This window comes from Candidatus Ozemobacteraceae bacterium (genome assembly GCA_035373905.1).
In the GTDB taxonomy this organism is placed as follows: Bacteria; Muiribacteriota; Ozemobacteria; order Ozemobacterales; family Ozemobacteraceae; genus MWAR01.
Window position 1 is genome coordinate 1 of sequence record DAOSOK010000069.1, and the last position, 13,549, is coordinate 13,549.

At 60.0% G+C, this 13,549-nt stretch carries 12 protein-coding genes; 11 read left to right on the plus strand and 1 reads right to left on the minus strand.

Annotated features, from left to right (window positions below):
* The 10 genes from nadE to PLU72_19890 form a co-directional block, all read left to right on the plus strand.
* A partial coding sequence (gene nadE, locus PLU72_19845) for an NAD(+) synthase (GenBank protein HOT30436.1) occupies window positions 1–799 on the plus strand: 799 nt, incomplete at its 5' end.
* Window positions 800–986: 187 nt separating this feature from the next.
* Entirely contained in the window at window positions 987–1,643 is a 657-nt protein-coding gene (locus PLU72_19850; GenBank protein HOT30437.1) for a Uma2 family endonuclease, read from the plus strand.
* The gene (gene rfbD / locus PLU72_19855) at window positions 1,640–2,512 is read left to right on the plus strand and encodes a dTDP-4-dehydrorhamnose reductase (protein HOT30438.1); all 873 of its coding nucleotides are present in this window, start codon (window positions 1,640–1,642) and stop codon (window positions 2,510–2,512) included. The genes PLU72_19850 and rfbD overlap by 4 nt, the downstream gene beginning before the upstream one ends.
* 99 nt (window positions 2,513–2,611) lie before the next feature.
* On the plus strand, window positions 2,612–3,703 hold the full coding sequence (rfbB, locus tag PLU72_19860) for a dTDP-glucose 4,6-dehydratase (GenBank protein HOT30439.1): 1,092 nt from the start codon (window positions 2,612–2,614) through the stop codon (window positions 3,701–3,703).
* Between the two features lie 5 nt (window positions 3,704–3,708).
* Window positions 3,709–4,581 (plus strand): glucose-1-phosphate thymidylyltransferase RfbA, encoded by an 873-nt coding sequence (gene rfbA, locus PLU72_19865; GenBank protein HOT30440.1) that lies wholly within the window; start codon window positions 3,709–3,711, stop codon window positions 4,579–4,581.
* Window positions 4,578–5,150, plus strand: a complete 573-nt coding sequence (gene rfbC / locus PLU72_19870; GenBank protein HOT30441.1) for a dTDP-4-dehydrorhamnose 3,5-epimerase — start codon at window positions 4,578–4,580, stop codon at window positions 5,148–5,150. The genes rfbA and rfbC overlap by 4 nt, the downstream gene beginning before the upstream one ends.
* 6 nt (window positions 5,151–5,156) lie before the next feature.
* Window positions 5,157–7,868, plus strand: a complete 2,712-nt coding sequence (locus PLU72_19875) for a DEAD/DEAH box helicase (protein ID HOT30442.1) — start codon at window positions 5,157–5,159, stop codon at window positions 7,866–7,868.
* Window positions 7,869–8,132: 264 nt separating this feature from the next.
* On the plus strand, window positions 8,133–9,299 hold the full coding sequence (locus tag PLU72_19880) for an SWIM zinc finger family protein (GenBank protein HOT30443.1): 1,167 nt from the start codon (window positions 8,133–8,135) through the stop codon (window positions 9,297–9,299).
* Window positions 9,300–9,398: 99 nt separating this feature from the next.
* Entirely contained in the window at window positions 9,399–10,031 is a 633-nt protein-coding gene (locus tag PLU72_19885; protein ID HOT30444.1) for a Uma2 family endonuclease, read from the plus strand.
* 74 nt (window positions 10,032–10,105) lie between these two features.
* The gene (locus tag PLU72_19890; protein HOT30445.1) at window positions 10,106–11,590 is read left to right on the plus strand and encodes an SEC-C metal-binding domain-containing protein; all 1,485 of its coding nucleotides are present in this window, start codon (window positions 10,106–10,108) and stop codon (window positions 11,588–11,590) included.
* An 8-nt stretch (window positions 11,591–11,598) separates the two neighbouring features.
* On the opposite strand, the gene PLU72_19895 is transcribed toward PLU72_19890, so the two are convergent.
* Window positions 11,599–12,270 (minus strand): Uma2 family endonuclease, encoded by a 672-nt coding sequence (locus PLU72_19895; GenBank protein HOT30446.1) that lies wholly within the window; start codon window positions 12,268–12,270, stop codon window positions 11,599–11,601.
* A gap of 114 nt (window positions 12,271–12,384) precedes the next feature.
* Here PLU72_19895 and PLU72_19900 point away from each other — a divergent pair, with 114 nt between their 5' ends.
* On the plus strand, window positions 12,385–13,533 hold the full coding sequence (locus PLU72_19900; protein ID HOT30447.1) for an AAA family ATPase: 1,149 nt from the start codon (window positions 12,385–12,387) through the stop codon (window positions 13,531–13,533).
* Window positions 13,534–13,549 lie beyond the last annotated feature (16 nt).

The following is a 13,549-nucleotide window of genomic DNA, read 5'->3' on the forward strand; positions in this document are numbered from 1 at the left end:
CGTGACCTCCGGCGAGATCGATATCCGGCCGTCCTGCGAGCAGATGCTGCGCGACCTGGGCCACCCCGTTGCCGAAGGGAAGCCGGCGTATGACGTCACCTTCGAGAATGTCCAGGCGGGCGAACGCACGTCGCACCTGTTCAGGCTTGCGAATATGCACGGTGCCCTGGTTCTCGGCACGGGCGACCTGAGCGAACTGGCGTTGGGCTGGTGCACCTACGGGGTCGGCGATCACATGTCGCACTACAACGTGAACGCCTCGGTGCCCAAAACGCTCATCCGGCACCTGATCGGCTGGGTCGCGTCATCGGGCGAGTTCGGCACCGATGCGAGCCGTCTCCTGAACGACATCCTCTCGACCGAGATCTCCCCCGAACTCGTCCCTCCCCCGGCCGGTGCCGAAACGAACGACAAACCCCACCAGCGCACCGAAGAGATCATCGGCCCTTACGAACTCCAGGATTTCAATCTCTACTACGTCTCCCGCTTCGGCTTCCCGCCCGCCAAGATCGCCTGGCTCGCCTGGAACGCCTGGCGCGACGCCGCCCAGGGCCTCTGGCCCCCCGGCATCCCCGAAAACGAGCGCCACGCCTATTCCCTCGAAGACATCAGGCACTGGCTCGCCGTCTTCCTCCGTCGCTTTTTCGGCACCTCCCAGTTCAAGCGCAGCTGCGTCCCCAACGGCCCCAAGGTCGGCTCCGGCGGCTCCCTCTCCCCCCGCGGCGACTGGCGCGCCCCCAGCGACAGCTCCCCCGCCCTCTGGCTCGCCCGCCTGCTTCACGATCTCCCGGAAAGCTGAATGTCGGCTGTCCACCTGCATTGGTCTTATTGTGTCCTGAAAAAAACATTCAATGCTTCCGTTCGTGCCGAGCCTGTCGAAGCACGAATGGTCTCACGCCCTTCGACAAGCACAGGGCGAACGGTTGTCCTTCACCATGCAGGATTCAACGTGCAATGGTGAAATCAGAAGACAGAGGCTGAGAAACATGGCACATCCGCTTGCATCCCCTGACGCGAAATATACGTATGCAGATCTTTCTTCATGGCCTGATGACGAGCGCTGGGAGTTGATCGAAGGCAAGGCGTATGCCATGACCACACCGAACCGGTGGCACTCCCTCGTTTCAACCAATCTTGCCCGCATCCTCACCAATCATTTTCACGGCAGCCCTTGTGAGGTTCATATTGGAAATTTCGGAATCAGGTTGCCGAAAGGCCAGGAAAAAGATGAAGAGGTCGATACGGTGGTCATTCCTGATCTCGTCGTCGTCTGCGATCAATCGAAACTCGACGAGCGCGGATGCCGCGGGGCCCCGGAGTTGATCGTCGAAATTCTGTCCCCTTCGACCGCCGCTCACGACCAGCTTCGAAAACTGAATCTGTATGAAAAGCACGGTGTGAAGGAATACTGGATCATTTCACCGGACGGCATCCTGATGTCGTTCACCCTGAAATCCGGAAAGCGCTATGGCCGCCCCGACATCCTTGATCGCACGATGAAACTGAAAAGCCGCCAGTTTCCCGGCCTCGGAGTCGACCTCGACCAGGTCTTCCCCCCCGAGCCGCCAAAAGTCGTGCGGCAAAGTCCGGCGTCGTATGTCGCATCGCCGGCCGCGCAGAAATCACACCGAAAACGCACATGAACATCTGGATCACCGGTTGTAATGGAATGCTGGGCAAGGAATTCGGAGAGGCGGCTTCGCGCGCCGCTCTTCCCTGGATAGGCTCGGATCGCGACGTCGACATCACGAACCCCGACGCTCTTGATCGTTTCGCGACGGAACACCGCCCGACATGGTTGGTCAACTGTGCGGCATACACGGCCGTCGACAAGGCCGAATCCGAGCCCGAGACGGCGCGAAAGCTGAATGCCGACGGCCCGGGCAATCTCGCACGACTTGCGCACCGTCTCGGAATTCCGCTGGTGCATTTCTCGACGGATTATGTGTTCGACGGCTCCGGCAACCGCCCATGGAACGAGGAGGACCGCCCCTCCCCGCTTTCCGTCTACGGACGAACCAAGCTGGAAGGGGAGAAGCGGATCGCCGAATCGACAAACAGGTTCTTTCTGTTCCGCATCAGCTGGCTCTATGGTCGGCACGGGCCGAACTTCGTCCGCACCATGCTTCGCCTGCTTCGCGAAAGAGAGAGCCTTCGCGTCGTTTCCGATCAAACCGGTTCGCCGACCTGGACGCTGCCTCTGGCCGAGAACCTCGTCCGCCTCATCACAAGAAGCGACGACCGATACGGCATCTACCACTACGCCGACGACGGCATCATCTCCTGGCACGAGTTCGCCACGGCCATCCACGACGAAGCCCTTCGGCTGGGCCTGCTCACGAAGCCCATCCCGATCGAACCCATCCCGACCGAAGCCTACCCCCTCCCGGCGGCACGTCCCAGAAATTCGGCGTTCGACAAATCGAAAGTTCGGAATCTGCTTGGCTTCATCGTCCATCCCTGGCGGAACAACCTCGAACGTTTTCTGGAGACGGAACGAACGCCCTCGTAAGGTTTTCACTGCAGTGATTCTTCGCCGCCGTCTTTGCGTGTGACGTTCCGAGGTGTTACCATCCTCGCGGGAATCAAATACACCTTTTCGGGAAAATCGATGCGAACTTTCAAAAACATCCTTGTCACCGGCGGCTGCGGCTTCATCGGATCTAATTTCGTTAGATATATATTTGACAATACTGATTACACTGGCAGGATCGTCAATCTTGACAAGCTCACCTATGCGGGCAACGCAGAAAGTCTCTCCGATATCGCCGCCCGCATCGGGGATCGTTATGTATTCGCCAAGGGCGACATCTGCGACAAAGCACTTGTCAGCGATCTGCTGGAGCGGTTCGATATCGACGGCATCATTCATTTTGCGGCCGAGTCTCACGTCGATCGTTCGATTCTCGGGCCGGGCGAGTTCATCCAGACCAACATCATGGGAACCTTCGTCCTGCTGGAAGCAGCCCGGAAACGCCAGGCAGAAGGTAAATCCATCCACTTCCACCACATCAGCACCGATGAAGTGTTCGGCTCGCTTGGGAGTGAGGGCTTCTTCTTCGAAACGACGCCGTATGCGCCGCGCAGCCCCTACTCGGCGTCGAAAGCCTCTTCCGACCACCTGGTGATGGCCTATCATCACACGTACGGTTTGTCCGTCACCCTGTCGAACTGCTCGAACAATTACGGCCCGTACCAGTTCCCGGAGAAACTGGTTCCCCTCATGATCCTGAACATGCTCGAAAACAAAGCGCTGCCTATTTATGGAGACGGGCTCTACATCAGGGACTGGCTGTATGTGACCGACCACTGCGAAGGCATCTGGACCATTGCGCGCAACGGCAGGCCGGGCGAGACCTACAACATCGGAGGCGAGAACGAGCAGACGAACCTTGCCGTGCTCGATGCCCTCATCCGCGAAGTGGCCGGCCAGGCCGGCCGCTCGTCCGATGCTCTCCATGCGCTGAAGAAGACGGTTCCCGACCGCCCGGGCCACGACCGCCGGTATGCGATCAATTGCGATAAGATCGCGAAAGAACTGGGCTGGAAGCCCCGCACCGGTTTTGAAGACGGCATCCGCAAAACGGTTCGATGGTATCTTGAGAACCCGACGTGGGTTCAGCATGTGAGGTCGGGAGAATACCAGCACTGGGTCGACAGAAACTACGGCGACCGAAAGACACTCGTCTCGGCAAAGGCATAAGAACGATGAAAGGCATCATTCTCGCCGGCGGTTCCGGCACCCGCCTGTATCCGATCACCCGTTGCGTCAGCAAACAATTGTTGCCGGTATACGACAAACCGATGATCTACTACCCGCTCTCGACCCTCATGCTGGCTGGAATCCGGGAAGTCTTGATCATCTCGACTCCGGAAGACCTCCCGCTGTTCCGGCGACTGCTGGGGACGGGCGAAGAGCTCGGCATGGCCTTCTCGTATGCCGAGCAACCGAAACCGGAGGGCCTCGCGCAAGCATTCATCATCGGCCGGGAGTTCATCGCGGGCGAACCGTCGTGCCTGATCCTCGGGGACAATATTTTCCACGGCGCCGGTCTGACAGGCCTGCTCCATGAGGCCGCCCATCTCACCCAGGGCGCGGCCATTTTCGCCTACCCCGTCAAAGACCCCGAACGATACGGCGTTGTGGCGTTCGATCAGCAGGGAAAAGCAACGAGCATCGAAGAAAAGCCGAAACAGCCGAAATCTCCCTATGCAGTTCCCGGCCTGTATTTTTACGACCGCTCCGTCGTCGAGTATGCCTCGACGCTCAAGCCTTCCGCACGCGGCGAACTCGAAATCACCGATCTCAACCGCATCTACCTGAACCAGGGCACCCTCCAGGTGCTGAAGCTTCCCCGCGGCCTGGCCTGGCTCGACACCGGCACGCACGAATCCTTCATGGCCGCCTCGACGTACGTCCAGACCGTCGAAGCCCGCCAGGGCCTGAAGATCGGTTGTCTCGAGGAAATCGCGTTCCGTCAGGGCTTCATCGACGCTTCGCAGCTTTTCAGGCTTGCAGAACCTCTGCTCAACAACGAGTATGGCCAGTATCTCCAACGAGTTGCAAACGGATTGCTATGAAATTCATCGAGACACCGATCGAAGGCCTTTGGATCATCGAACCCCGGGTATTCGAGGACGAGCGCGGCTTCTTCATGGAAACCTATCACCAGGAGCGATTCAAAGCCCACGGCATCGTCGGGGGTTTCGTCCAGCAGAACCATTCCCGCTCGAAACGCGGAGTTCTGCGCGGCCTGCATTACCAGCGAGAACCGTTTTCCCAGGGCAAACTGATCCGCGTCGTCCGTGGCGAGGCCTTCGACGTCGCCGTCGATCTCCGCCCCGGCTCGCCAACCTTCGGAACATGGTTCGGCACGAACCTCTCTTCCGAAAACAAGAAACTCCTCTACATTCCCGCCGGCTTCGCCCACGGTTTCTGCGCCCTCACGGACGACGTCGACTTCACCTACTCCTGCACCAACGTCTACTCCGCCGCCCACGAAACCGGCATCATCTGGAACGACCCCGACCTCGCCATCTCCTGGCCTGTCGCAGATCCGATCGTATCAGCTAAGGATCAGCATCTTCCCACGCTCAAAGCGATGCCCGAGTATAATAGTCATGTTGATATACTATCTTCACGTTCGTAGTGAAACATGAACGCCGAAACGACCTGGAACCATCTTGCGCTCTCGCCGGATGGCGAGCTTGTTTTGCTGCACATCCCAGAAGAACCGCCTCCGGCCGACATGAAACTCATCAGGCGCATCTCCGGAGCGGCAGAACGGGGAAGCGGCTCGTTGCTGTTTCATCTCGGCCTCGTGGAAACGCAGGCACTCCTGCCGCCCTCGCTTGCGTTCTGGCGTGATTTCGGAGCCGCGTTTGTCACCAGGCTGACGCGGCTTGAGAATCTCGAGGACGCCGCGAAAAATCCGCGCATCCCCTTCCCTGCCGACGAAGCCGCCGATCGAATCGACCATGCCCCGCCGTTTCGTGGCGCGGAGTATTTGTCACTGGCGCGGTTGGAAGCGCTCTGGAATCTGATCGGACAGGCTTTCAAGGCCGAGTGCGCTTCATGGAACGGCACCGTTCGAGACTTCATCCATACTCAGAACCCGCTCTGGAACTTGCTCGGAAGGGTCTGTTTTCATCTCGCCGAGCGCCGCGACGATCCCATCCGCCCGTTCGCCTTTCTCGCGACATACACGACCGGCATTTCGGCCCACGGTCGGCCGCGCCACGCCCCGCTTGCCGAGGCTCTCCGCGAATTCGCCGGTGCCGGCAATCAGTCGGAACTGCGCAGGCTTCTCGAGCCCGTCGCCCGGGCCGCGGAAAAAAGCAGCCTCCTCGCAGCGCTCGAGAAATCGAAGAAGATCTTCCACCCTCTCGCCTGGAACGCGAACCAGGCGCTCGCGTTCCTGCGGGACATTCCGACGTTCGAAGAGTCGGGGATTCTGTGCCGGATACCCGACTGGTGGCGTTCCGCGCGCCCTTCGGTGAAAGCCGAGGTCACGATCGGGGAACGTGCGCCCTCCCTGCTCGGAATCGAGGGTCTGCTCTCGTTTTCCGTCGAGGTGTCGTTTGACGGCGAACCGCTCACACAGCAGGAATGGGCACAGATTCGCAACGCACAGGCCTCTCTGGTTCTCCTGCGTGGCAAATGGGTCGAAATAGATTCGGAAAAGCTTCAGCGAGTCCTCGACTACTGGCAGGGCGTGCGCTCGGCCGGCGGTCGGGAGATCTCGTTCCGCGAAGGTCTTCGGCTGATGGCCGGGGCAGATCGAGGCCTCTCCGGCAACCTGCCCGGCGAGATCGCCGACTGGTCCCGCGTCATATCGGGTTCATGGCTGAAAAAAACGCTTGAAGGGCTTCAGAAGCCTGAAATTCTCGCCGCCGTCAGCCCGGGGCCCGAGTTTCACGGCACGCTCCGGCCCTACCAGGAGTTCGGTCTGCGCTGGCTGTGGTTCATGCTCAAACTCGGCCTGGGCCCGTGTCTCGCCGACGATATGGGGCTCGGAAAAACGGTTCAGGTTCTCGCTCTGCTCACCGTGCTGAAGCGAGACGCGGCCGCACCGCGAAAACCCGTTCTGCTGGTCGTTCCGGCCTCTCTGCTCGCGAACTGGGAGGCCGAATTCCGTCGGTTCTGGCCGGACGGCACGCTGCTGATCGCACATCCGTCGGCCGTTTCCGCCAAAACCCTTTCCACGCTGGGCGCGCAGGATCTTTCGGGGATCGACCTCGTCGTGACCACCTACGGCACCCTCATCCGGCAGGCATCGATTCGGGCGATATCGTGGGGCGTCGTGATTCTCGACGAGGCGCAGGCGATCAAGAACCCAGCGACCAGGCAGGCGAAAGCCGTGAAGGAACTGGTCGCCGACGGCCGCATCGTCCTGACCGGCACCCCCGTCGAAAACCGGCTCGCCGACCTGTGGTCGATCTTCGACTTTCTCGATCGCGGCCTGCTCGGCTCTCCGAAAGAGTTCGAAAAATTCGTGAAGACGCTGGGCGCGGCAGGCAGCATGGACTTCGCCCCCCTGCGCCGCCTCGTGCGGCCGTATATCCTCCGGCGGCTGAAAACGGACCCCGGCGTAGCCCCCGACCTTCCGAAAAAGACCGAGATACTTACATACTGCTCACTATCAAAAGAGCAGGTCGTCCTGTATCGGGAAAGCGTGGACGAGCTCGCGAAAAAGATCGCGACGACGGACCCGATGGAGCGGCGCGGCATCATTCTCGCCTTCCTGACGCGCTTCAAGCAGATCTGCAACCATCCGTCGCACTGGCTCGGGGACGGCGGGTATGACCCGGCGCACAGCGGCAAGTTCCAGCGTCTGCGCGAGATCTGCGAGGAAATCGCGTCGCGGGGCGAAAAAGCGCTGGTTTTCACGCAGTTCCGGGAGCTGGTCGACCCTCTCGCCAGCTTCCTGGCCGGCATCTTCGGGAACACGGGGCTCACGCTTCACGGCGAGACGAAGATTCGCGAGCGCGGCGCGATCGTCAAACGATTCCAGGAGGACGCCGGGATCGGCTTCCTCGTTCTGTCGCTGAAAGTCGGCGGGGTGGGCCTGAATCTGACGGCCGCCTCCCACGTGATCCATGTCGACCGCTGGTGGAACCCGGCGGTCGAGGCGCAGGCAACCGATCGCGCCTTCCGGATCGGCCAGCAGCGCCCGGTCATGGTCCACCCGTTCGTCTGCCGAGGCACCCTCGAGGAGCGTATCGCCGACCTGATCGAGCGCAAGAAATCGCTTGCCGAAGGCCTGCTCGGAGGCGACGCGGAGCCTGCCCTGACCGAACTCTCGAACGAAGAGCTCCTGTCACTCGTCCGCCTCGACCTCCGCCATGCCTCAACCGGGCAGGAATAGCTTTCGCGGTGCACAACAGAGTCAGGGCAACGGCATGACGTCCTCGGTGAACGCAACAGATTTCCGTTCGTGCTGAGCCTGTCGAAGCACGATAGCCCCTCCCCCCCTTCGACGGGCTTGAGGCACACTTCGACAGGCTTCGGACGAACGGCCGGGTTTCACTCCGGATGCCGCGACTTCGCTTGAAAAACGCGAACCAGGGTCTGTATCCATCATGAAAGCATGGTAAGATGACAGGAATCTTCTTTTCTGGGAGTGTAGAGCGTGGCTGGTTTTCATGGGTATTATTATTTTCCACAATATATATCCGTCGCTCAGCGAAAAGTCCAGGCCGAAAAAGCGCGAAAAAAGCTTGAAAAGAGCGGCCGGAAGCTCGACCCGGTGACGGTCACCGAAAAGGGCCGCCGCCTGTGCCGCAGCTGGTGGGGAAACGCCTGGACCGAGAACCTCGCCCGCTTCAGCGATTACGACAATCGCCTGCCGCGCGGCCGCTCGTATCTTCGAAACGGCGCCGTCATCGATCTCAAGATAGCCAAGGGGGTGGTCTCGGCCCTCGTTCAAGGGACGCGCCTTTATGATGTATCAATCGATATAAAACCTCTTCAACCCGACGTTTGGAAATCGCTTATCAAGGACTGCTCGGCGAACATCACCTCGCTGGTCGATCTGATGGCCGGCCGGTTCACCGACCCGGTCATGAATCGCCTCATTCGCTCGGGCGACGGCCTGTTCCCGGAGAAGAAGCAAATCTCGTTCACCTGCTCCTGTCCCGATTACGCAGGCATGTGCAAGCACGTCGCCGCCGCAATGATGGGCATAGGAGTGCGGTTCGACGATGACCCGGCGCTGTTTTTCAAGCTTCGCGGGGTCGATCCGCAGGAGATCATCACCGCCATGGCCGGCTCGCTGACCACGCTCGACACCGCGGCCGACGGCGACGACCTGTTCCCTGCCGATTCGACGGATCTCACGGCGATGTTCGACATCGACCTCGAGCCGACGCCCGTCCCGAAGCCCGTTGCAGGGAAGAAGGCGCCCTCCTTGCCGGCCGCGAGCGCCACGAAATCCGTGAAACCGGCGAAGGTCGCGAACGTTGCGAAACCGCAAAAAATCGCCGTTCTGGTGAAAGCGAAGAAAGCGGTGAAAGCGGCGAAACCGCCGAAACCCGCCATGCCCGTGCGAACCGAGAAACCGGCGAAGAACGCAGCAAAAGCGAAACCCGCCGCCCCCCGCACCGCACGCTCCGACGTTTCCAGCCGATTCCAGCCCGGTGTCCTGATGAAATCGGCCGAACTGCGCGCATTCGGGCTGACCCAGGCCGAAATCCGCCGCGCCTTTTTCGACGGCAATCTCGAAGCCGGCCCCGCGCGCGGCGAGTATGTCACCAATCGCAAAAGCCTCGGCTGGCTCCAGGCAACCTGCAAACACTGACACCGTCCAGGCTCCGGGCTCCGTCACCGAGTCCTCGACCCCGGCAAATCGCCCTGGCGCTTGGCAAGACATCGATTTGCGTGTTATCGCGGAGAAAAAATGGCACACCCGGCAACAGATCCCAAAGACTTTTACACCTACGCCGACTACCTGACCTGGCCCGACGACGAGCGCTGGGAGATCATCGACGGTATCGCCTACAATATGTCCCCCTCGCCGACCGTGAATCACCAGGAAGCGTTTGCCGACCTCGTGACGCAGCTTCGCCTGTTTTTGCGGGGCAAGCCCTGTAGGGTGATTCCTGACTGTGACGTCCTGCTTCCCAAAAGTACCGAAGCCGAGGCCGAGATCCGCACTGTCGTCCAGTCTGATCTTTCCGTGGTCTTCTCCCCCGAAAAGATCGAGGGCAAACTCACCCGCGGCGCTCCCGACATGATCATCGAGATCATTTCCCCCAGCTCGGCTTCATACGATCACGTGAAGAAGAAATACATATACGAACGGGCCGGGGTGAGGGAATCCTGGCTCGTCGATACCGAAAGCCGCGCCGTCACCGTCTACATCTTTGATCAGACCACCGGCCGATTCGCTGAAGGCAGTCTGATCGAAGACGCAACGAAGATCCCCGTCGCCACCCTGCCCGGCCTCGAGATCGATTTCGCCACGGTCTTCCCACCACGCCCCCGCTCCCACCGGGAGCCCCCGAAAAGCGACCGTTCCCCACCCGACTGAGTCGCCTGGAAAGAACCCGGCACGGCACTCCTACCGAATACTTCAGGCGAGACGACCCCACGAAGAGCTATCAAATGACCACAGCGCCCGGCTCACAGGCACCTATGCTTCTGGGAATGACCTTCGGCAAGCTGAACGAAGATGCCAGACGGAAAATCGAGGATCAGTTTGCTCACCGCTCCGGCATTCCGCTGAACGTGGATCTCGTTCTTCACGGCTATTCCCGCTCCAGCCCCACGGAGTGCGCGACCTGCCCGAGGTGCGGCAAGCCGACACAGCGCCGGGTCTGCCGGGTGGTGGGATTTGAGAAACAGGGAGAGTCGGTACGGCTGTTCCATCAGGCCTGGTTCTGTACCCCATGCCAAACCGTCGTTTTCGACAAAACAGCGTTCGACGCCGAATCCGCGGCGGACGGCCGCTCCGAGGAGATTTTCGGAATCGAGCTTGCCGAGTATCGCCAGTTCAATTATTTCCAGTCATGGAACGACTTCTGGGCCATTCCCACGGTCGATGAAAAACGACGGACGACCGGCAGACTGCTGTTCCCCGGCATTCGAAGCCCAGAATCGCCCCAGGCGACGCTCGGGGACTTCTCCGGCCTCTCCCTGACCGGACCGCGGCCCGGAATCATCGCGTTGAAGACCCCGGAATTCGCCGACCGCCGGTTTTCCTGCCTGTTCACAGCCTGCCAGAGCCCGACCTGCCCCTGTTTTGAAACGACCTGGACCTGCCTCCCGCTCACCGCCGACGCCAGCGAAAAAATCCCGGGGGCCAGGCTTCTCAAAGTCACCGTCGATCCCAGAAGAAAAAAGGTCACACCTCTGCCCTCCGGGAAAAGAGTCATGGCCGTTACCAAGTCCTTTGCCAAGGCACTCCAAAGAGAGTTGTCCGGCGAGGACTGGAACGTCATCATCGCCAAGCTCATGGGCTGGAAACGACATCTGTACGAAACCATCGACCCGGAAACGGTTGAGGCAGATTTTCCCATCGATATGGTTTCATCGAACAATATGGCCGATATGATCGGCATTTTCCGCGGCTACCCAGGGTTTGCCTTCGACCTCGATGGAACGCCCTGGATGGCAATGGATGGCCATTGCGTCAATCCCGACTGCGTTTGCCGCAACTCGTATCTTCAATTTTTTCCCACCGAGGGAGATTTCACGGAAATCGGCCCCGAGAACCCGCTACTCTGCCTGTATGACCGCGCAACCCGACAGATGACACCGGCCAAACGGCTTGTCCCGGCTGATCCCGGTCTGCTGAGCCGCATCTTCGATGCCCTGCGCGAGGCCTATCCCGACCTCGATGCCAGACTCGACCGAAACGCCGCGCTGCTCAGCCGAATGTTCGCCAAGTGGCTGAAAAAGGTTCCAACGATTCCTGCTGTTGCATCCAGCCTCTCGGGCCGGTCCTACGCGCAGACTTCGCCCGCAACGTCCCAGACGACGACCGAGCCGAGTCGCACGCCCCCGAATATCTCTACCCCTGCGGCAGGTCGAAACGAACCCTGTCCCTGCGGCAGCGGAAAAAAATACAAAAAATGCTGCGGCGCCTGACATCGAGGTCAGCCGTGCCGTTCTTCCTTGTCGTTCCCTTGCTCGCCCTGCCGCTCGGCTAGGTATCGTGCGGGGGATTCGCGTGTGATGTTCGGGCGAGGCGGGAAGACGGTCGTGAAGTCGATCGTCAGCCCGGGAAAGGCGGCAACTTCGAGGCGCAGGTCTTCCCCGGCGAAGATGTCGGCTTTGCCGTAGGTGCCTTCGGGTGATAGGTGATACACCGTGACGATGCGCTCGTCGGGGTGAACCAGCCAGTATTCCTTCACGCCGTGGCGCTCATACAGGCGCCGTTTGACGATGTGATCCTTGCTCGCGGTCGATGGGGAAAGAATCTCGATGACGAAGTCCGGCGCCTTGCGGCCGCCCTTTTCATCGACGCCATCTGGGGCGCAAACCACGGCGATGTCCGGCTGCACGACGTCACGAATCTGATTTTCCGACTCCCCCTCCCGCGCCAGCCGGAAATCGTAGGGGGCCGAAAAAAGATGGCAGGGTTTGTCCAGAAACCAGGCATCGAGTTGACGGAAAAGCCCCCGAAAAACGATCTGATGGGCCGTCGACGGCGCCGGCGTCATGTCGTAGGGCTCGCCGTCGATCAGTTCCCAACGCTCGCCTTCAGGCCAGGTCAGATAATCGGCATACGTATACGTCTGCTCAGGTGATCTCAAAGGATGTGCCACAGGAACTACCTCCAACCACAACATCACCCCTATCGTATCATGACCCTCCAATTTCAGCAATGAGTTGCCGATTTTTATTGATTTTCGGCATCAAGCTGCCGTAAATTGAAGATGATGAAGATTCTGCCGCGAAAGATTGATCTGCATTCACTGCTGGAGAAAAACAGCTTCTTCCTCTTCGGCCCGAGGGCGACGGGAAAGACATGCTGGATCAGGCATTCCTTGCCGCAGGCACGCCTGTTCGATCTTCTCGATTCAGATGTCTACGACCGGTTTCTGAGGCGACCCCGCCAATTGTCCGAAGAGATCGGGGAGCGGGACACGCTGGTTGTCATCGACGAGATTCAGAAACTCCCCCGGCTCCTGGATGAAGTCCATCGCCTGATCGAGGAGCGGGGCATCCGGTTCCTGCTGACGGGCTCGAGCGCCCGGCAACTGAAGCGACAAGGAGCCAATATGCTCTCCGGGCGTGCCTGGCAGGCCGGCTTCTTCCCCCTCGTATCGCCAGAGATCCCGAATTTCGATCTGCTGAGGTTCCTGAATTTCGGTGGCCTGCCTCGCGTGTATCTCTCGACAAACCCGCTGGAGGAGCTGAAAGCCTACGCGCACCTGTACATCCACGAAGAGGTGAAAAACGAGGCTCTGACCAGGAAAATCGAGAATTTCGTCCGTTTTCTCGACGTGATGGCCGCCGCGAACGGCCAGGAGGTGAACTACCAGAGCCTCGCCGGCGATTCCGGCGTTCCGCCCCGAACGATCGAAAACTACGTCGAGATTCTGAAAGACACGCTCATCGGGTTCGAACTGCTCCCCTTTACGGGAACGAGCAAACGCAAAGCCGTCTCCCGTTCGAAGTTTTTCTTCTTCGACCCCGGCGTTGCCAATTTTCTTGCAAAGCGCCTCCCCATCAGCGAGGGGAACCCCGCGTTCGGCACATCCTTTGAACACTGGATCATCCTCGAGATTCGAACCTGCCTCAGCCTCGCACGAATCGATCTTCCGTTGTGTTACTGGAGAACCACGCTCCGGGATGAAGTCGATCTGATCGTCGGCAATGACCTCGCTATCGAGATCAAGTGCACCAGGCAGGTCCAGGACAAACATCTGAAGGGCCTGAGACGCTTGAGGGAAGAAGGAAAAGTCAGAGAATACTGCCTCATCAGCCGCGACCCCGTTGCCCGAACGATCGACGGCATCAGAATTTGGCCGTACGAAGACTTCCTCGCCCGCCTGTGGGCGGGAACCATCTGGAATATCGGCTGACGTTCCACACACCCGA

Coding starts and splice junctions, on each gene's coding strand:
- PLU72_19850 (HOT30437.1), top strand. CDS start 987: ATGGCACATCCGCTTGCATCCCCTGACGCGAAATATACGTATGCAGAT.
- rfbD (HOT30438.1), top strand. CDS start 1,640: ATGAACATCTGGATCACCGGTTGTAATGGAATGCTGGGCAAGGAATTC.
- rfbB (HOT30439.1), top strand. CDS start 2,612: ATGCGAACTTTCAAAAACATCCTTGTCACCGGCGGCTGCGGCTTCATC.
- rfbA (HOT30440.1), top strand. CDS start 3,709: ATGAAAGGCATCATTCTCGCCGGCGGTTCCGGCACCCGCCTGTATCCG.
- rfbC (HOT30441.1), top strand. CDS start 4,578: ATGAAATTCATCGAGACACCGATCGAAGGCCTTTGGATCATCGAACCC.
- PLU72_19875 (HOT30442.1), top strand. CDS start 5,157: ATGAACGCCGAAACGACCTGGAACCATCTTGCGCTCTCGCCGGATGGC.
- PLU72_19885 (HOT30444.1), top strand. CDS start 9,399: ATGGCACACCCGGCAACAGATCCCAAAGACTTTTACACCTACGCCGAC.
- PLU72_19890 (HOT30445.1), top strand. CDS start 10,106: ATGACCACAGCGCCCGGCTCACAGGCACCTATGCTTCTGGGAATGACC.
- PLU72_19900 (HOT30447.1), top strand. CDS start 12,385: ATGAAGATTCTGCCGCGAAAGATTGATCTGCATTCACTGCTGGAGAAA.